The sequence below is a fragment of the Mediterraneibacter glycyrrhizinilyticus genome (assembly GCF_015560805.1).
In the GTDB taxonomy this organism is placed as follows: domain Bacteria; phylum Bacillota; class Clostridia; order Lachnospirales; family Lachnospiraceae; genus Schaedlerella; species Schaedlerella glycyrrhizinilytica_A.
The window spans coordinates 376,028-395,312 of sequence record NZ_JADMSO010000001.1; the positions used below are offsets into that span (position 1 = coordinate 376,028).

Sequence of the window (19,285 nt, forward strand, 5' to 3'; positions counted from 1 at the left end):
ATATCGTTTGATACAAACAAAGGCGCTGTTTGTTTTAAGAGAAAGTAATGAGGAGATATGTTGAGATGAAAGAACTGCATAGTCAGGAAGTACGAAAACTGGCACCGGAAAATGATCCGTTAAAAATCGGCATGGGTTGGACTGTTGAAGATCTGGAAAAACCGCAGATTTTGGTGGAGAGTACATTTGGAGACAGTCATCCGGGAAGTGCACACCTGAATCTTTTTGTGGAAAGAGCCATAGAGGGAATTTCCAAAGAGGGAGGCAAGGGAGCAAGATATTTTGCAACGGATATTTGTGACGGAATCGCGCAGGGACATGACGGGATCAATTATTCTCTGGCTTCCAGAGATATGATTGCAAACATGATTGAAATTCACGGAAATGCGACCGGGTTTGATGCGGGAGTGTTCATTGCAAGCTGTGATAAATCCGTGCCGGCGATTTTGATGGGGATCGGGCGGTTGAATCTTCCGGCTGTGGTTGTTACCGGCGGCGTAATGGAAGCAGGACCGGATCTGTTGACGTTGGAACAGATCGGTATGTATTCTGCGATGTATCAGAGAGGGGAGATTTCCGAGGATAAGTTCCTCTATTATAAACATCATGCCTGTCCGTCCTGCGGAGCATGTTCGTTTATGGGAACAGCATCAACCATGCAGATCATGGCGGAAGCCCTGGGACTTATGATCCCGGGAACGGCGCTGATGCCTGCGACTTGTGACGAATTGAAAACGGCAGCATATCAGGCCGGAGAATTGGCTGTGAAGCTGGCGAGATCCGGTCTGAGCGCAAGGGATATTGTGACGAAAGAATCCTTTGAAAATGCGATCATGGTGCATGCGGCCATTTCGGGTTCGACAAACTCCTTACTGCATATTCCGGCGATCGCACATGAATTTGGAATTGAAATCGATGCGGATACATTTGACAGAATGCACAGGAATGCACATTATTTGCTGGATATCAGACCAGCGGGAAAATGGCCGGCACAATTTTTCTATTATGCGGGCGGCGTTCCGAGAATTATGGAAGAAATCAAATCCATGCTGCATTTGGATGCAAAGACGGTCAACGGAAAGACGGTCGGGGAGAATCTGGAAGCATTAAAGAAGCAAGGGTTCTATGAGAAATGTGAAGCTTATCTGAAGCCGTGGGGACTGAAAGCAACGGATGTGATCCGCACATTTGAAGAACCGATCGGAACGAACGGAACGGTAGCGATTTTAAGGGGCAATCTGGCGCCGGACGGGGCAGTTGTGAAACATTCGGCGGTACCGAAAGAAATGTTCCGCGCAGTACTTCGGGCACGCCCGTTTGATTCCGAAGAGGAGGCGATCGATGCGGTTCTGACGCATAAGATCCGTCCCGGAGATGCGGTGATCATCCGGTATGAGGGACCGGTTGGTTCGGGAATGCCGGAGATGTTTTATACGACGGAAGCGATCGCTTCGGATGAAGAACTTGCCAAGAGTATCGCGCTGATCACGGACGGAAGATTTTCGGGAGCGTCCAAAGGACCTGCAATCGGACATGTTTCCCCGGAGGCGGCTGCGGGAGGACCGATCGCACTTTTGGAAACAGATGATTTGATCTTGTTAAATATTGAAGAACGAAAGTTGGAAATTGTCGGTGTGAAAGGGCGTGAACTTGCAGAGGAAGAAATAGAAAAAATTCTTGAAGAGAGAAAGCGGGCATGGAGACCGAAAGAGGAAAAATATAAAAGCGGCGTATTGAAGATTTATTCGGAACATGCGGTATCTCCGATGAAAGGCGGATATATGAAGTAGAAATACTGATAACAGTAGTAGCAGAAATACGAGAAGTCGGATAAAAAAGAAAAACGGGAGGGCAATTATGGCATCAATTAGTTTAAAAATCTATTCAGCAGCGTTAAAAACGAGAACAAATGTGAATGTGATCATACCGACGCTTTTGCCGGCACAGGATGGGATGAATAAAAGAGAACATGAATTTTCAAGATTCTATGAAACACATGGATGTTATCCGGTGTTGTATCTGCTTCACGGAACTTATGGTGATGAGGGGGACTGGCAGAGATTTTCCAGAATCGAAGATTATGCCCGTCACCACAATGTAGTTGTGGTTATGCCGTATGGTGAAAATGGAGCTTACCGGAATGCGAAATCAGGAAAAGATTATGAAGTATATATTACGGAAGAACTTCCGAAAGTGATACAGTGGATGTTCCCTGTTTCTAAGAAACGGGAAGATACCTATATTGCCGGACTTTCCATGGGAGGTGGAGGCGCTGTGAGATTGGGGCTCTCCCATCCGGAAATATATGGATATACGATCGGGCTTTCCGCTGACTTCGGACTGATCACAGAGAACGTAAAGAATAATGAATTTACGGTCTGGTCACATGCATTTGAAGGAGTAGATCTGGATGCAGACGAGACATTAAACAGTTATAAACTTGCAGAAAAAGCGATGACGGAGGAAAGAAACAGAACAAGGCTGTATCTTGCATGCGGTACAGAAGACTTTCTTTATCAGGAGAACTGCCGTTTTCATGAATATTTGGATGAAATCGGATATGAGCATGCGTTTTCGACGAGAGAGGGCAACCATAATTGGGATTTCTGGGACAGTGAGATAAAAAAAGTATTGGACTGGCTTCCGCTTACGCCGATTGAGCAGGAACTGGGCTTTTAAAAAGATGGAGAGGAAAAGAGGAGGATATCAGGAATGGATGCTTATATTGTGATCGGGGTTATGATCTTGATGATCGTTGCCTTTGTAATGAATAAATGGCCTTTTGGACTTATCACAATGTCATGTTGTATCATTTTAGGAGTGACAGGCGTTTTGGATGCATCCGGCACATTTGCGGGATTCTGCAATCCGTTTGTCGTTATGCTGGCAGGTTCATTTGTTGTTACAAATGCGCTTGCAAAAACAAGTTTTATTTCAAATGTCCAGAAAAGGATCATACAGCTCCAAAATGGAAAATCCGGATTTCGCCTGATGGCAATCTTTGTGATCGCGATCATTGTGTTGTCAACATTCATGCCGGGACCGGCAATGCTTGCAATTATCATTGTAATGGCGAGAAACTTAAGTGATGCGGGAGAAGTGAATGCGGCGCGAATCATATTTCCGGCAGCGGCGCTGACTACGCTCTGGAATGGAAGAATCCCGTTTGGAATCGGAGCCGGAAATTTTGCGATTCTGAATGGATTTCTGGAACCGTATGGAGATCAGTATGTAGTTGAGATGTTTGACCCGATGAAAGCGGGACTGATACCGGGAATTTTGCTCGCACTTTATACGATTTTCTGTTATAAATTGCTTCCGCATAAAAGTGTAGACCGCAGTGTGGAAAATGAAGCGGCGGCAGCAGGTATAGCGGAAGTGAAGATGTCAAAACGGGATGAAATGATTACATACATTACATTCTGTGTGATGCTTGCATTTATGGTATTGAATCAGTTTACAGGGAATCTGTTGTATATCGGACCGGCATTGTGTGCGGTGTTCCTTGTATTTATGAAGATTATTACAGTAGAAGACGTAAAACAAGGTATCACGGTAGACTTGATCTTTATGCTTGCGGGTATCTTTACATTGACGACTGCATTGTCAGAGACGGGAGCAGGACAACTGATCGGAGAGTCGATCTTGTCACTGTTCGGCGGTGCCTCGACTCAATTTGGATTGATTGCTCTGTTTGGCGGTATTACGATTGTGATCACCAACTTTATGAGTAACAATGCATCGATGTATTCCGTGATCCCGGTGGCGATCACAACGGCTTTGGCAGCCGGATTGAATCCGATCCCGGTGATCCTTACTGTTGACGTAACTGCAAAATGCGCATGTCTGCTGCCTTGTTCTTCGGGAGAAGCGGCAATGTGTCACGGGGCAAGTGGATATACATTAAAAGAAACATGGAAGTTTACACTTCCGGCATGTGCAATTTTCTATGTCGGAACACTTGTTGGAACGTATCTCTTCTTTTAAATAAGAAGAAAACAATAAAATATAAGAGGGAAAAAAGGTGAGCGGTGAAGCGCTCACCTTTTTGATTTCAAAAGGAATGTTGCTTTTTATAGGAGATTATTTATAATAAAAGGAAGAGATTATTTACAGATCAAGAGAGAGAAAGGGAGATTTTACATGAAAAGAAATATGAAAAAAACATTGGTATCCGGACTGGTCTTGTCGATGCTTCTTCCGCTTGTTCCGATGGAGCCCGCTGAGGCAGCAGGCTGGAAGCAGGACGGTGCAGGCTGGTGGTGGCAGGAAGACAACGCGTCTTATCCGGTGAACACATGGAAACAGATTTATGGTCAGTGGTATTATTTTGACAATAACGGCTACATGCTGGATGAGGGATGGCATTGGATTGACGGAAATTGTTACTATATGTATGCGAGCGGAGCAATGGCGTCGAATACATGGATCGGCGGAAGTTATGTGAATGCAAGCGGAGCATGGGTGACGGATCATTGGGTATCGTCAGCAAACGGCTGGTGGTATCAGCATGCGGACGGAAGTTATCCGGTGAATGCATGGGAAATGATCGGTGGTTCCTGGTATTATTTTGACAACAGTGGCTACATGCTGGATGAGGGATGGCATTGGATCAACGGCAGTTGTTATTATATGTATGCGGGCGGAGCAATGGCGTCGAATACATGGATCGGCGGAAGTTATGTGAATGCAAGCGGAACATGGGTGACGGATCATTGGGTATCGTCAGCAAACGGCTGGTGGTATCAGCGCGCGGACGGAAGTTATCCGGCAAATGTATGGGAAATGATCGGCGGTTCTTGGTATTATTTTGACAGTAACGGTTATATGCTGGATAAAGGATGGCATTGGATCAACGGAAATTATTATTATATGTATGCAGGCGGAGCGATGGCATCGAATACATGGATCGGCGATTATTATCTGCGTGCGGATGGTTCTATGGCGACGAATCAGTGGATCGGAAATTGTTGGGTAGGTGCGGATGGAAAATGGGTTCCGGGAAAGGATCAGAATGACAGACAACCGGAGTATTCTTATGAGGTGTATGCACTGAAACCGTTTGAAACAACGTATACCGGTGAATTTTGTATGGTATATTTAAAAACCGAAAATCCGAATGAAGAAGATATTGAATTTACGAATGCAGGTTCTTCTTGGAATTTTGACGATGTGGATTATACTTATGACGATAATCTCATTTCTTACATTGAAAAAGTTGACGGCGGATATCTGCTCTCAATTTATACAGGCAAAGCAGGCAGTGTGCCGGTTAAGATTTATGAAAAGGATCTTCTCGTAAAAGAGTTTTCGATTGAAGTACTGGATTATTCAGCTGCCAATGAGGCTTATATGAAGCAGATATTAGATAAGGTTACAACACCGGACATGACGCCGATTGAAAAGATGGAGAAAGTATCAGAATATTTGCTTGCGAATTTTGACTATTATACCTGTTTTACAGATGAAAATGGAGGACAGGGCGGTTATGCATGGCTGATGACCGAATCCGGAGTATGGTGGGAGAACTACCAGTTGAATTCTTATGATTCACCGGCTTTATTATGTAAATTTGCAGAAATGATAGGAGGGTTTGAAGATATACATAATTGTTATGGTGACTATCCATATGGAACGGCAGAATGGTATATGTGGCATTATACATGCAGAGTGAAATATCAAGGGAAAGAATATAATTTCCAGGGGTGCCCGTATTCCGGAAATCTGGTAGATAAAGATAATATGGAGTATGTCAGCTTCGCACCCGGATCGGATGTATTCGGGGAACGGCTTGCATAGAGAAAGGTTAACGAAAGATGGAAAACGAAAGAAAATTGATGCAGTTCCATTTTATAAAGAATGATGAGATCTCCACACATTATCACCAGAACCCGGAACTGTTCTATGTGCTGAAAGGAACGCTTGAAGTGCAGATCGATGATGCGTCATTTGTCCTGAAACACGGAGATATGATCGTGATCAACGCAAATAAGCGGCACAAGATGATCGGAAGCGAAGAACTTTTAGGCGCCCGGTTTGAAATTGACTTTCATCTGCTGGCGGAAGAGCTGGGGACATTGCAGTTGTTATTCTGGTGTAATACCGTGGCGGACCGGAACGAGGCGTACCGTGATCTCAGAAAGACGCTGGACAAGATATTGGAACGGCATTTTGAGCGGGAGCAGAAAGGCGCGCTTCATCTGAATGCTCTGTGTTACGAGGCGCTTTATATCCTGACAAGTAATTTTCTTGTGAAAGCGGACGACTCGAGACTTCATATGGAAGATTCTCAGGACAGGATCAGGATCCAGCAGATCCAGAATTATATTCAGGCGAATTATCAGAGCCAGATCAGCTTGAACGATCTGGCAGACCGGCTTTATCTTTCCAATGCGTATTTGTCGAAATATGTCAAAAAACATCTTAGTATGACGTTTATGGAATATCTGAACAATGTACGGCTATTTCATGCGGTAGACGAACTGCTATACACGAAGAAAAATATCACGCGGATCGCGTTGGACAACGGTTTTCCGACGTCGGCGGCATTTACGAAAGCATTCCGGGAAATTTACCGGGAAGCGCCGAGCGAATACCGGAAAAAGATGCAGAAAGAGGAAAATCTGGGAGAGACACAGACCGAACTTGCGGAGAGCGAGCGGACGCAGATCATAGAATATCTGAATTACCGGGAACAAAAGCAGGAAGTTGCGGCAAAAGAGGGACGTGTCTGCCGGATGGACGTGACAAAGTACGAGAAAATGCGGGGGATCGCCAGCCGTGCGATCTGTGTCGGAGACGCGTACACGATCCTGCAGTCGGAAGTACAGGAACAGCTCCGGGAGATCAAGCGGAAAACAGGATTTCGGTATGCGCGTATCTGGAATATATTGTCGCGGGAGGAGTGTTTCGACGGACAGGACGGCTACAATTTCCGGAAACTGGATCTTGTGCTGGACTTCCTATTGGAAAACGGATGGACGCCGTATTTGGAACTGGGGCATAAACCGACGCTGTTTATGTATACGCCGGAGCGGAGCGTGCGGGAAATGGAAGAGCAGGGGATGTATACTTATGATACATTTCAGGGGATCATCCGGGCGCTTTGCGTGCATCTTGCCAATCGGTATGGGGCAGAAGAACTGGAACGATGGTATTTTGAATATTGGAACGACCCGAAACACCGGATCGCAGAGGAAGATGGGACTTATTTCCCTTATTTTGAAGTGATTTATCGGACATTGAAATCCATCTCGCCGGAAATCCGCGTGGGCGGCGCCGGATTTATCTTAGGATTTGAAACGCTCTGGTGTAAGGACGTATTTCTGAAATGGAAAGAGCGGGAGATACAGCCGGATTTCCTTTCGTTCTGTTCTTATCAGTATATTGCGATTTATGAAAATGGAAAACGTTACGGCAGAAAATCCATTGACAGCAGTTACATGCGGAATCAAGTTGCGATTATGAAAGATATGATGAAGAGCACCGGATTTGATGTTCCGGAATTTCATATTGACGAGTGGAACTTTACGATCTCCAATCGGAATCTTTTGAACGACAGTTGTGAGCAAGGCGCATATATCGTGAAAAACTGCATCGATATGGCAGGCGATATCGATCTGATGGCGTACTGGCATGCGCTGGATGTTTATTCCGAATATTACGATACGGATATGATCTTAAACGGGGATTCCGGTCTGATCTCCAGAGACGGAGTTACAAAGCCGTCTTATTATGCGTTTGTCTTTTTGAATAAATTGCTGCCGAATGTCATTGCAAAGGAGGAAAATCTGCTTGCGACGACGAACGGAAAGGGACGGTATGTGATCACCTGTCACAATTTCAAGAGACTGTCTTCCCAGTATGTATTTACGGAAGAAGATCAGATCAAAGTTGAAGATTTAAATAATTATACCGAAGATTCCGAACCTCTCAAATTGAAATTCGTACTGGATCATGTGCGTAACGGAAGTTATCTTGTGAAATGCTTCTATATTAACAGAGAAAATGGAAGCGCGCAGGATATTTGGAAACGGATGGAGTATGCAAAAGGGCTTGCGAAAGACGAGATGGAATATCTGAAACGGAGCGCATCGCCTCGTGTGGAAATGAAAAATATCGTAGTCGATCAGGAAAAGCTGAAATTGGAATATGTGCTTTTGGAGCAGGAGATCCGACTGCTTGATATTCAGTATCGATATGATTTTTGAATGAAATACGATGATTTGTTTTAAAATCACCGGAAGTGCCAAAAGGCACATTCCGGGATTGTAAGCAGTCGCCAAGGTCTCGGGCAAGCCCGGACTTTGGCTCGTTGTCTATACAAGAAAAGGTGGGGACAAAAAATGTGCAATGTTTTTTGTCCCCACCTTTTTGCTGGTGAAAAAGATAACAAATATTACGGCCGTATCACGTCATGCACAGGAAAGCAAAAAATACTCGAATCCTGTAAATTAATAGGCATAAGAAACAAGTTAGATTTATGGAGGGAACAAGATGAAAGTATTAGGGATTTCTTTCGGAAGAAAGAACCAGAGAAGTGACGTCATGGTGAAAGAGGCGTTGTTTGCAGCAAAGGCAGCAGGCGCTGACGTACAGTTCATCAACACTGTCCGCATGGACATCGGACACTGCCGTGCCTGCGATTACTGCAGCCGTATGCGTGACAACGGGGAGACAGAGATCCACTGCTGTATGAAAGATGACTATCACATTCTCGAGGAGGCATGTCTGGAAGCGGACGGAATCATCATTGCCGCACCGGTATATGCAGTCGGAATCGTCGGACAGTTTAAGAACTTCGTTGACCGTTTCGGACCGTCTCACGACCGTGCAGCTCTGATCGAGGAGAACAAAAAACGGAAAGCGGAAGGTAAACCGGAACTGGATCCGAGATACTTTAAAGACCGTTACACCGGATTTATTTCCGTAGGCGGAGCTGAGACTCACAACTGGGTATCTTTAGGTCTTCCGATGCTGGATCTGTTCAGTTTCTCTTTCTGCATGAAATGTGTGGGACATGTAGACGCGTACGATCAGGGAAGAACCGGTCATCCGCTGTTTGACCCGGCGCTGATGGAGAAATGTGCGGAACTCGGAAAAGCAGTTGCGGAATCACTCGGAAAACCGTACGACGAAGTAGATACATGGGTAGGCGACGAGGGCGTATGTCCGGTATGTCACAATCCGCTGTTGAGCATGAACGGAACAACACATGTAGAATGCCCGATCTGCGGTATCTGGGGAGATCTTTCCGTGGACGGAGACAAGGTGAAGGTAGAGTGGTCCGAGAAAGAGATCGCGCGTGCGAGAAATACAAATATCGGAATTTACGAACATTATAATGAAATCCAGAACATGATCAAGGTTTGCGTACCGAAGCTGGTTGCCAACAAAGATACGCTTCCGAAGATGATGGAAAAATACGAAAAGTTTGACGAGACGATTGCAAATATGTAATGTCAAAGGAATGACATGGAGGGAATCATGAAAGAACAAAAATTAAATGCATACAGTATGGCGCCGTTGACTGCAAAACATTATTTTGTATATGGAATGGGTAACTTTGCATCACAGCTCTCCTGGACAATGGTAAGTACATATCTGTCTATTTTCTACACAGACGTGTTCGGACTTGGTACCGGAGCAGTAGCGCTGTTGATGTTGATCGCAAAAGTATGGGACGGAATCAATGACCCGATGATGGGAACTTTGATGGAGCGTACGCATACAAAATACGGAAGATTCAGACCTTACATTTTCGTAGGTGCGATCTTCCTCGTAATCTTTACGATTTTGACATTTACAGTACCGGGATTCGGCGGACCGGCAAAATTGGTTTACGCGTATATCACTTATATCGGACTGGGAATGTCCTACACAGTAACAAACGTACCGTATTTGGCTTTGCCGGTTGTTATGACCCGTGACCCAAAAGAGATCAACAAACTGAATGCGGCACAGATGATGGGTATGACGATTGGTCAGATTATCCTCAATCTGTTCGTATTGAAACTGGTTCTCTGGTTTGGTAAAGGCGATGAAGCCGCAGGGTATCAGTCTACGGCAATTCTGCTGGCATTACTTGCACTGCCGATGTTCTGGGCAGTTGCAATCATGTCAAAAGAAAGAATTACCGTAAAGAAAGAAGACCAGGGAAGAATCATAGATGGTCTGAAACTGGTGTTCAAGAACAAGAACCTTGTATGTGCGATGTTCTATTCATTCTTTAATATGTTTGGTATTCTTGGACGTATTTCCGTGGCGGTATATTTCTATCTGCACTGCGTACAGAACTTTGCATTCATCACGATCTTTATGATGATGCAGATGATCGTCGGAACATTGATCATGCCGTTCACACCAAAGGTGATCGATAAATTCGGAAAGAAGAATACAGCGATCCTTTCCATGGTAATCCAGGGATCCGCGCTGATCATCCTCTTCTTCGGACCGTATGAAAATATCGTATTTGATTTCGTTGTACTTGTATACTACGGACTTGGATATGTAGCAGGACCGTGTGGAGCCGGTATGATGGTTGATGCCATCGATGATTTCGATGACAAATACGGATATAGAAACGATGGTATGGCATTCTCATTCCAGGGAACTGCTATTAAGATCGCAACAGCAATTGCAAACTCTCTGTTCCTTGTAGTTATGGGAGCATTCGGATATCAGGGTGGTGTTGACATCACACCGCATATCCAGCAGGGTATCAACATTGCAGCAAACTTACTTCCGGGACTTGTATTCTTGATTGGAATTATCCCGCTGGCTATGTACAAACTGGACAAACCGGGATACATGGACGGTGTTCGTGAAAGACTGACTGCAAGAGATAAAGCAAAAAGAGAAGCGGAAGCAGCAGCTCAGGAAGAAAAAGCAGCAGTAACTGAATAAGAAAAATAAGAAATTATAAAGGGAAAAGTCCTGTAAAGAGTGTAGATCGTCATTGGTGATGATAAGGCTCTTTGCAGGACTTTTCATATGTGAGCATGTCAACAGACGGCGGATATTATATCAAAATATTTTGATACGATTTATTGACAAACTTCTATGTAAGGTTTATGATATATACATCAAAATATTTTGATGTGAGGAGCGATAACGATGACTGATTTTTCTAAAGATGTGAAAATTTTTAAGGCTCTTTGTGATACAAAAAGACTTACGATTTTAGACTACTTAAAGAGTGGGGAAAAATGTGCGTGTGTTCTGATTGAAAACATGAATATAGGACAATCGGCTTTATCATACCATATGAAAATACTTTGCGACTCCGGTATGGTCAATGCAAGACAAGAGGGGAAATGGACGCATTACAGTCTAAGTAAAAGCGGAAGTGAATATGCGGCAAAACGATTGATGGAATTAACAACACCAAATACTGAAAATCAACCGAATTGTTGTAAATAAAGGTCATCGAAAGATGGCTTTTATATAACTTTATCACATCAAAAAAAATTGATATATTATGTAAAGGAGGGAATTTTTTGGAAGCGGTAAATTCAATATGGTTATTTTTTCAAGACCAGATATTAGGTATGAAATGGTTGAATGGCTTAATTGGTAATGGACTATCATTGCTGGGGCTAGACATTAACAGTGGTTTAGGTGGAAGTATTCAATTCTTTTTATACGATGTAATCAAAATCACGATCTTATTATGTTTACTGATTTTCGGTATTTCGTATATTCAAAGCTATTTTCCACCTGAACGAAGTAAGAAAATTTTAGGGCGATTTCATGGTATCGGAGCAAATATCATATCCGCATTGTTGGGAACGGTCACGCCATTTTGTTCATGTTCTTCTATCCCGTTGTTTATAGGCTTTACAAGTGCGGGATTACCGCTGGGGGTAATGTTTTCCTTTTTGATTTCTTCACCTATGGTTGATTTGGGAAGTCTTGTATTGCTAATGAGTATTTTCGGGGCCAAAGTAGCCTTTGCCTATGTGATTGTAGGCTTGATAATCGCTGTAATTAGCGGTACTTTAATTGAAAAATTGCACATGGAAAAATATGTGGAAGATTTTGTGAAAAATGCGAGTAATGTGGATATTCAATCTCCTGCTTTAACCAAAAAGGACAGAGTTCAATATGCAAAAGAACAAGTTATAGGAACATTTAAGAAAGTATTTCCATATATTTTGATCGGTGTGGGGATCGGAGCAATGATCCATAACTGGATACCTGAAACATGGATTGAAAATATTTTGGGAAGCAATAACCCGTTTGGTGTTATCTTAGCCACTCTTGTCGGAGTTCCTATGTATGCTGATATTTTCGGTACAATTCCGGTAGCAGAAGTATTACTTTCAAAGGGTGCACAATTAGGTACGATCTTGTCATTTATGATGGCTGTAACAACATTGAGTTTACCGTCTTTGATCATGCTGAAAAAAGCGGTAAAGCCTAAACTATTGACCCTTTTTATTGCCATTTGTACGTTTGGCATTATTATTGTAGGTTATCTCTTTAATATTTTTAGTACGTTATTTATTTAAAAGGAGCGAATAAGAAATGAAATTATTTGGAAAGAAAAAAGAAACAAAATCATGCTGTTGTGGTGGGAATTGTACATCAGAAACAATGCAAAATGCAGAAAACAAGAAACAAGAGCAAGGCATTAAAATATTAGGTTCGGGCTGTGCAAAATGTATGGAATTGGAAAAAGCAACTAGAACAGCAATATCGGAACTTCAATTAGATTATGAGATTGAACACATTACAGATTTTGCAGAAATCGCCAGTTACGGAGTAATGTCTACACCTGCATTGGTGTTGAATGGTGAAGTAATATCCTATGGAAAAGTATTGAACGTAGACGAAGTAAAAGCATTATTGGGCAAATAATAAAACGAAGAAAGGTTGGTAATTCATTTATGAAAAAACCTAAAGTAGCCTTTGTCTGTGTGCATAATTCCTGTCGCAGCCAAATTGCGGAGGCATTGGGGAAGTATCTTTCTTCAAATGTTTTCGAGAGTTATTCCGCAGGCACAGAAACAAAGCCTCAGATCAATCAAGATGCAGTTCGCCTAATGAAAGAAATGTATCAGATCAACATGGAGGAAACACAATATTCTAAATTGTTATCAGAGATACCGGAGGTAGATATTGTGATCACGATGGGGTGTAATGTGAAATGTCCCGCTATACCGTGCAAATATAGAGAGGATTGGGGATTGAATGACCCTACGGGGAAAAATGATGCTGAATTTTCAAAAATAATCCATTCAATCCACACAAAAATCCTCGAATTGACAGAGAAAATAGAAAAGGGAGAGTTGATTACAGAGAGTGATTAGATGAAACAATCCGTATTTATACACTCTTCCTCTCGACCAGCTGTGTGGAGATCTCGATCTTGACCGGCTGCGTCCCTTTTTCTGTCAATAATGTGATCAGTCTCTGTACCGCGATCTTTCCCATATATTGCTTCGGGACATGGATGGTCGTGAGCGCCGGTTCGATGATGGTACTCATCGGAATATTGTCAAATCCGACGATCGCAATATCTTCGGGAATCCGATAGCCGTATTCTTTCAGCGCTTTCATGGCTCCGACTGCGATCAGGTCATTGTCGGCGAAATAGCAAGGAGCGAGCTTTTCCCCTGCGTTTAAAATCTCTTTCATATCGGCGTAAGCGCCGTCGATGGAGGGCGTAAGCGCATGAACGATACTTTTGGATGAGGACATGCCGTAGGCGCGCACCGCTTTGAAAAACCCGGAGTTGCGTTCGGCAAAGTTACCGATGGCGTAGGAGGATTTTAAATATCCGGGCTGCTTTCGCGTCTTTTTGATCAGATGACTTGTGGCAAGGTAAGCGCCCTGCACGTTGTTGATGAGCACATAGTCGCAGGCGACCGTTTCAAAATAAGTGTCCAGAAGAACAAAAGGAACGGAAAGATGTTGAAATAAAAGAGCGTCTTCTTTCTGCATTTCGGTTCCGAGCAAAATGATCCCGATGCAGTCGGAATATTGGATCTCTTCGATCTGCGGCAGCAGTTCGTCATTTTCTCCGAGCAGATAGAGGATCTTTAATTTATATCCGGACTGTTGGCAGGCGTCGGTGATCCCCTCGGAAAGTTGTGAAAAAAACGGCGTGTCATCGACGATCGCGCCGTGCTTTTTATAGATGACGAGATAAATCGTTCCGGCGGCATTTTGCTTTTCCGTAATGCGCGTGAAATCATAACCGTACCGGTCGGCGGCGTCTAAAATCCGTCTTCGCGTGTCGGTGCTGACACCGGGCTTGTTGTTTAAAGCCATAGAGACGGCCGCCGCGGAAAGATTCAGTTTCTTGGCAAGTTCTTTTGCTGTGATCGACATCTTGATCCTCCTTTGGAAATGTTTTATTTCATTATCAAATAAAATCCCTTAAAAATCAAGAATTAAGCTTGAAATTAAGTAAAATATTCTTAATAGTATGATGATATTAAGTTGATAAAAATCTATAATTTAGGAAACGAAACAGAAATAAGACAAACGGAGGAGTATGTCATGAAAAAAATCAAATTAGGTTATGTACCGACAAGAAGAAGTATTTTCAGCGCGCCGGATGCGGTCAAATACCGCGGACTGACCGCGGACCGGCTGACGGAACTTGGAATTGACTTTGTTGATATCACGGACATCAACGAAGAGGGTCTTTTATATGACGATCAGGATGTGGAGAAGATCGCGGAGAAATTTGAAAAAGAGGGCGTGGACGGTCTGATGCTCGCACATTGCAATTTCGGAACCGAGTATGTCTGTGCAAGACTGGCAAAACGGCTCGGACTTCCGGTACTGCTCTGGGGACCGCTGGACGAGCGCCCGGAACCAAACGGGGAGCGTCTTCGCGATACGCAGTGCGGTTTGTTCGCGACCGGAAAGGTGCTGCGGCGATTCCGGGTGCCGTTTACATACTTGACGAACTGCCGTTTGAGTGATCCGGTCTTCGAGCGCGGCGTACGGGATTTTCTGGCAGTCTGCAATGTTGCAAAAACATTTAAAAATATCCGGATCCTGCAGATTTCGACGCGTCCGTTCGATTTCTGGACGACGATGTGCAACGAGGGAGAGCTGCTGGAGAAGTTTAATATCCAGTTGTCGCCGATCCCGATGACGGAACTCATTGAAGAGATCAAGGCAGTCAAAGAGGAAAAGACAAAACTAAATGAAATGCTCGATGTGATCCATGAGACGATGGAAGTGCAGATCAAAGAAAATGAGGTGGAAAATGTAGCGGCTCTTGCGGCGGCAATGAAAAACCTCGTGGAAAAATACGGATGTCAGGCAGCGGCGATCCAGTGCTGGAATGCATTGCAGACGGAAATCGGGATCATGCCTTGCGCAGCCAATGCGATTTTAAATGAAGAGGGCATTCCGGTCGTCTGTGAGACGGACATTCACGGAGCTGTGACGGCGTTGCTTGTGGAAGCGGCCGGGATGGGAGAAGTGCGCAGCTTCTTCGCGGACTGGACGATCCGCCATCCGGATCTGGACAACGGAGAATTACTGCAGCATTGCGGACCATGGCCGGTATCGGTAGCTGCGGAGAAACCAAAACTGACCTATCCGCTTGCGTTTGATCATCCGGGAAGCCTGACAGCCGAAGCAAAACACGGGGATGTGACATTGTGCAGATTTGACGGTGACAACGGAGAATATTCGCTGCTGCTCGGACGTGCAAAAAGCGTGGACGGACCGAAAGGAATGGGAACGTATCTCTGGGTGGAAGTGGAGAACATCAAACGTCTGGAAGCGAAGATCGTGGAGGGACCGTATATCCATCACTGTGTCGGAATCCACAAAGACGTTGTTCCGGTGTTGTATGAAGCATGCAAATATATCGGCGTCGCACCGGATCTTTATGATCCGATCGAAGAAGAAGTGAAAGCTTATCTGAGAGGAGAATGAGGGGATGAGAGAAGAAAACGGGCAGAAAAGAGCGGAATATGAGCAGATAAAAGCGGAAAAGAATCTGAAAAGACTGGCATATGATTTGCGGGAAGACACGGTCGATCTGATCTGCGCCGGAAAAGCAGGGCATATCGGCGGCGACATGAGTGTGATGGAAATTCTTGTGGAACTGTATTTCAGACAGATGAATATCAGTCCGGAAAATCAGGAGGATAAAAACAGAGATCTGTTTGTGCTAAGTAAAGGGCATTCGGTAGAAGCTTATTATTCCGTGCTTGCGGAGAAAGGTTTTTTTTCAAAAGAAGAACTGCACCGCACGTTCAGTAAATTTGGCTCGAAATTCATCGGTCATCCGAACAATAAACTTCCGGGGATCGAAATGAATTCCGGTTCTCTCGGACACGGGCTTCCGGTCTGTGTCGGCATGGCGAAAGCCGGAAAAATGGATGGAAGAACGTATCGGGTCTATACCGTGATGGGAGACGGCGAGCTGGCGGAGGGATCCGTCTGGGAGGGCGCGATGGCGGCAAGCCATTATAAGCTGGATAATCTCTGTGCAATAGTAGACCGGAACCGGCTGCAGATTTCGGGAAATACGGAAGATGTGATGGCGCACGACGATCTGTGCGAACGGTTCCGCAGTTTCGGATGGTATGTGATCGATGTGGCAGACGGCAATGACATTGACGAACTCCATGCCGCATTTGAGGAGGCAAAGACCGTCAAAGGGAAACCGACGATGCTGATCGCCAACACGATCAAAGGAAAAGGATCTTCCGTGATGGAAAATCAAGTCTCCTGGCATCACAAAGTGCCGAGTGCAGAGGAATATACACAGATCATGGAAGATTTCAAACGGGCAAAGGAGGCATTTTAGGAATGGGAAATACAGCGAATAAGCAGATGATCTGCGAAGTGCTGATGGAAGCGGCAAAAACAGATAAAAATATCGTGGCGCTGTGCAGCGATTCCAGAGGAAGCGGATCTTTCACACCGTTTGCTCAAAACTACCCGGAGCAGTTCGTGGAGACCGGAATCGCAGAACAGAATCTGGTCAGTATTGCCGCAGGTCTTGCAAAATGCGGGAAAAAAGCATATGCGGTCTCTCCCGCGTGTTTTCTCTCCACGAGAAGCTATGAGCAGTGCAAGATCGACGTGGCATATTCCGACACGAATGTGAAACTGATCGGGATCAGCGGCGGCGTCAGTTACGGAGCGCTCGGCATGAGCCATCATTCCGCGCAGGATATTGCGGCGCTGAGCGCGATCCCGAATATGCGCGTTTACATTCCAAGCGATGCATATCAGACCGAAGCGTTGACAAAGGCATTATTGAAAGATGAAAAACCGGCTTATATCCGGGTCGGAAGAAATGCGGTCGATCCGGTTTATGAGGAGGGAAACGTTCCGTTTGAAATGGATCATGCGACCGTTGTGTGCGACGGAAGTGATGCGGCGATCGTGGCGTGCGGCGAGATGGTAAAACCGGCAAAAGACGCGGCAAAACTGTTGGGGCAGGAGGGCATTTCCGTCCGGGTACTGGACATGTACTGTGTGAAACCACTGGATCGTGAGGCTGTGATCGAGACAGCGAAGAATGTGAAAGCAATCGTGACGGTGGAAGAACATGCGCCGTTCGGCGGACTCGGTTCCATGGTCGCGCAGGTAGTCGGGGAGCATTGTCCGAAAAAAGTGGTGAACCTTTCTCTGCCGGATGCACCGGTCATCACCGGAACATCGAAAGAGGTATTCGATCATTACGGTCTGAACGCGGAGGGGATCGCAGCGAAAGTGCGGGAGATTTTGGACTGATCGGAGGAAATGGTGATGATTGAAAACAGGAAAGAGACGGGCCGGAAATCCGATGGACTGCAGCCGAAGAGGCAGGACATGGCGCCGCGTTATCTCATCGGGATCGACCAGAGCACGCAGGGAACGAAAGCGATCCTGCTGGATGACTTCGGGCAGCTTCTGATTCGGACCGATCTGTCCCATCGGCAGATCATAAGCGAGAAAGGCTGGGTTTCCCACGATCCGGAGGAAATCTATGCCAATACGATCCGGGTCGTAGAAACTCTGCTGGAAAAAGCGCAGATCCCAGCCGAACAGATTGCCGGTGTCGGGATCAGCAATCAACGCGAGACGAGTATGATCTGGGAAAAAGAGAGCGGACGTCCGATGGCGGATGCGGTCGTCTGGCAGTGCGCGCGAGCCGAAGAAATCTGTGCGCGTCCGGAAGTAGAAGCGCATGCCGATGAAATTTATGAAAAGACAGGATTGAAATTGTCCCCGTATTTTCCGGCGGCGAAATTTGCCTGGCTTCTGGAACATACGGAGGGCGCGAAAGAAAAAGAAGCGGCGGGCGAATTGTGTATGGGAACGATGGATGTCTGGCTCGTGTACAAACTGACCGGAGGTCTTTCTTACAAGACGGATTATTCCAATGCATCGCGGACACAGCTTTTTCACCTTTCCGAGTTAAAATGGGATGAAAAGATCTGTGGGCTGTTCGGGATCCATACGTCGTCGCTTCCGGAAGTATGTGATTCGGATTCTTGTTTCGGGATGACGGATTTTGAGGGACTCCTGCCGCATCCGGTTCCGATCCACGGCGTGCTGGGGGATTCTCATGCGGCATTGTTCGGACAGGGATGTCTGCTTCCGGGAACAGGAAAAGCGACATACGGAACCGGTTCGTCGATCATGATGAACACCGGCGATACGCCGATCCGAAGCAAAAACGGTCTTGTCTCCTCGATTGGCTGGAAATTAGGCGGAAAACTTGTGTATGTGTTGGAGGGGAATATCAATTATACGGGAGCGGCGATCAGCTGGCTGAAAGATCAGGTGAGACTGATCGACAGCGCCGGAGAGACCGAACATTTATGCCGGGCGGCAGTCAAAGACGACGATCTTTATTTTGTCCCGGCATTTACCGGACTCGGCGCGCCGTATTGGAACAGCGCATGCAGAGGCTCCTTAAGCGGGATCGGCAGGACGACCGGGCGGGAAGAAATCGTCCGTGCCTGTGTGGAAAGCATTGCGTATCAGATCCGGGACGTTGTCGATGCAATGGGAGCGGACGCCGGGATCTGTCCGGAGTCTCTTCGCGTGGACGGAGGACCTACAAAAAATACATATCTGATGCAGTTCCAGAGCGATATGCTCGGCAGTGAAGTCCTCGTATCCGATTCGGAAGAAATGTCCGCGATCGGCGCGGCATGTGCGGCAGGGATCGTGCTTGGCATATTGCCGGCAGATGTGACGGAGCAGATCAAAAGGACGGCATATCATCCGCAGATGGACGAAGAATTGCGGATAAAAAAATGGAACGGCTGGAAACGAGCCGTCGTATCGATTTTGTAACAGCATG

General features: G+C 45.5%; 16 protein-coding genes. 15 read left to right on the forward strand and 1 reads right to left on the reverse strand.

Going from position 1 to position 19,285, the window contains the following annotated elements:
• Positions 1-65: 65 nt before the first annotated feature.
• From ilvD to I2H87_RS01795, 11 genes are all read left to right on the forward strand, one after another.
• The gene (gene ilvD, locus I2H87_RS01745; protein ID WP_195609186.1) at positions 66-1,790 is read left to right on the forward strand and encodes a dihydroxy-acid dehydratase; all 1,725 of its coding nucleotides are present in this window, start codon (positions 66-68) and stop codon (positions 1,788-1,790) included.
• Between the two features lie 67 nt (positions 1,791-1,857).
• Positions 1,858-2,679: an alpha/beta hydrolase gene (locus I2H87_RS01750; RefSeq protein ID WP_195609187.1), complete on the forward strand. Its 822-nt coding sequence runs from the start codon at positions 1,858-1,860 to the stop codon at positions 2,677-2,679.
• Positions 2,680-2,712: 33 nt separating this feature from the next.
• Positions 2,713-3,987, forward strand: a complete 1,275-nt coding sequence (locus I2H87_RS01755; protein ID WP_195609188.1) for an SLC13 family permease — start codon at positions 2,713-2,715, stop codon at positions 3,985-3,987.
• A 156-nt stretch (positions 3,988-4,143) separates the two neighbouring features.
• Entirely contained in the window at positions 4,144-5,799 is a 1,656-nt protein-coding gene (locus tag I2H87_RS01760; protein ID WP_195609189.1) for a hypothetical protein, read from the forward strand.
• Positions 5,800-5,816: 17 nt separating this feature from the next.
• Positions 5,817-8,210, forward strand: coding sequence for a GH39 family glycosyl hydrolase (locus I2H87_RS01765; protein ID WP_195609190.1), 2,394 nt, complete (start codon positions 5,817-5,819; stop codon positions 8,208-8,210).
• A gap of 286 nt (positions 8,211-8,496) precedes the next feature.
• On the forward strand, positions 8,497-9,459 hold the full coding sequence (locus I2H87_RS01770; protein ID WP_022151356.1) for a flavodoxin family protein: 963 nt from the start codon (positions 8,497-8,499) through the stop codon (positions 9,457-9,459).
• 27 nt (positions 9,460-9,486) lie between these two features.
• On the forward strand, positions 9,487-10,905 hold the full coding sequence (locus I2H87_RS01775; RefSeq protein WP_195609191.1) for an MFS transporter: 1,419 nt from the start codon (positions 9,487-9,489) through the stop codon (positions 10,903-10,905).
• A gap of 210 nt (positions 10,906-11,115) precedes the next feature.
• Complete coding sequence (locus I2H87_RS01780) at positions 11,116-11,421, forward strand: ArsR/SmtB family transcription factor (protein WP_022151358.1); 306 nt, start codon at positions 11,116-11,118, stop codon at positions 11,419-11,421.
• Between the two features lie 77 nt (positions 11,422-11,498).
• Entirely contained in the window at positions 11,499-12,512 is a 1,014-nt protein-coding gene (locus tag I2H87_RS01785) for a permease (protein ID WP_195609192.1), read from the forward strand.
• A gap of 16 nt (positions 12,513-12,528) precedes the next feature.
• Positions 12,529-12,861, forward strand: a complete 333-nt coding sequence (locus tag I2H87_RS01790; RefSeq protein WP_195609193.1) for a thioredoxin family protein — start codon at positions 12,529-12,531, stop codon at positions 12,859-12,861.
• Between the two features lie 29 nt (positions 12,862-12,890).
• On the forward strand, positions 12,891-13,313 hold the full coding sequence (locus tag I2H87_RS01795; RefSeq protein WP_195609194.1) for an arsenate reductase ArsC: 423 nt from the start codon (positions 12,891-12,893) through the stop codon (positions 13,311-13,313).
• 16 nt (positions 13,314-13,329) lie between these two features.
• On the opposite strand, the gene I2H87_RS01800 is transcribed toward I2H87_RS01795, so the two are convergent.
• Positions 13,330-14,337: a LacI family DNA-binding transcriptional regulator gene (locus tag I2H87_RS01800; RefSeq protein WP_022151362.1), complete on the reverse strand. Its 1,008-nt coding sequence runs from the start codon at positions 14,335-14,337 to the stop codon at positions 13,330-13,332.
• A gap of 171 nt (positions 14,338-14,508) precedes the next feature.
• On the opposite strand from I2H87_RS01800, the gene I2H87_RS01805 reads away from it, so the two are divergent.
• From I2H87_RS01805 to I2H87_RS01820, 4 genes are all read left to right on the forward strand, one after another.
• Positions 14,509-15,909 carry an L-fucose/L-arabinose isomerase family protein gene (locus tag I2H87_RS01805; RefSeq protein WP_195609195.1) on the forward strand — a complete coding sequence of 467 codons (1,401 nt, stop codon included), beginning with the start codon at positions 14,509-14,511 and terminating at the stop codon, positions 15,907-15,909.
• Between the two features lie 4 nt (positions 15,910-15,913).
• Positions 15,914-16,789 (forward strand): transketolase, encoded by an 876-nt coding sequence (locus I2H87_RS01810; protein WP_195609196.1) that lies wholly within the window; start codon positions 15,914-15,916, stop codon positions 16,787-16,789.
• A 2-nt stretch (positions 16,790-16,791) separates the two neighbouring features.
• Positions 16,792-17,724, forward strand: a complete 933-nt coding sequence (locus tag I2H87_RS01815) for a transketolase family protein (protein WP_022151365.1) — start codon at positions 16,792-16,794, stop codon at positions 17,722-17,724.
• 78 nt (positions 17,725-17,802) lie between these two features.
• A complete protein-coding gene (locus tag I2H87_RS01820) occupies positions 17,803-19,278 on the forward strand; it encodes an FGGY-family carbohydrate kinase (RefSeq protein WP_195609223.1) in 1,476 nt (491 codons plus the stop codon).
• The last annotated feature ends 7 nt before the right edge of the window (positions 19,279-19,285 follow it).

Bases quoted from the DNA above. Each gene is read 5' to 3' on its own strand.
- ilvD (WP_195609186.1), top strand. From the start codon at position 66: ATGAAAGAACTGCATAGTCAGGAAGTACGAAAACTGGCACCGGAAAAT.
- I2H87_RS01750 (WP_195609187.1), top strand. From the start codon at position 1,858: ATGGCATCAATTAGTTTAAAAATCTATTCAGCAGCGTTAAAAACGAGA.
- I2H87_RS01755 (WP_195609188.1), top strand. From the start codon at position 2,713: ATGGATGCTTATATTGTGATCGGGGTTATGATCTTGATGATCGTTGCC.
- I2H87_RS01760 (WP_195609189.1), top strand. From the start codon at position 4,144: ATGAAAAGAAATATGAAAAAAACATTGGTATCCGGACTGGTCTTGTCG.
- I2H87_RS01765 (WP_195609190.1), top strand. From the start codon at position 5,817: ATGGAAAACGAAAGAAAATTGATGCAGTTCCATTTTATAAAGAATGAT.
- I2H87_RS01770 (WP_022151356.1), top strand. From the start codon at position 8,497: ATGAAAGTATTAGGGATTTCTTTCGGAAGAAAGAACCAGAGAAGTGAC.
- I2H87_RS01775 (WP_195609191.1), top strand. From the start codon at position 9,487: ATGAAAGAACAAAAATTAAATGCATACAGTATGGCGCCGTTGACTGCA.
- I2H87_RS01780 (WP_022151358.1), top strand. From the start codon at position 11,116: ATGACTGATTTTTCTAAAGATGTGAAAATTTTTAAGGCTCTTTGTGAT.
- I2H87_RS01790 (WP_195609193.1), top strand. From the start codon at position 12,529: ATGAAATTATTTGGAAAGAAAAAAGAAACAAAATCATGCTGTTGTGGT.
- I2H87_RS01795 (WP_195609194.1), top strand. From the start codon at position 12,891: ATGAAAAAACCTAAAGTAGCCTTTGTCTGTGTGCATAATTCCTGTCGC.
- I2H87_RS01800 (WP_022151362.1), bottom strand. From the start codon at position 14,337: ATGTCGATCACAGCAAAAGAACTTGCCAAGAAACTGAATCTTTCCGCG.
- I2H87_RS01805 (WP_195609195.1), top strand. From the start codon at position 14,509: ATGAAAAAAATCAAATTAGGTTATGTACCGACAAGAAGAAGTATTTTC.
- I2H87_RS01810 (WP_195609196.1), top strand. From the start codon at position 15,914: ATGAGAGAAGAAAACGGGCAGAAAAGAGCGGAATATGAGCAGATAAAA.
- I2H87_RS01815 (WP_022151365.1), top strand. From the start codon at position 16,792: ATGGGAAATACAGCGAATAAGCAGATGATCTGCGAAGTGCTGATGGAA.
- I2H87_RS01820 (WP_195609223.1), top strand. From the start codon at position 17,803: ATGGCGCCGCGTTATCTCATCGGGATCGACCAGAGCACGCAGGGAACG.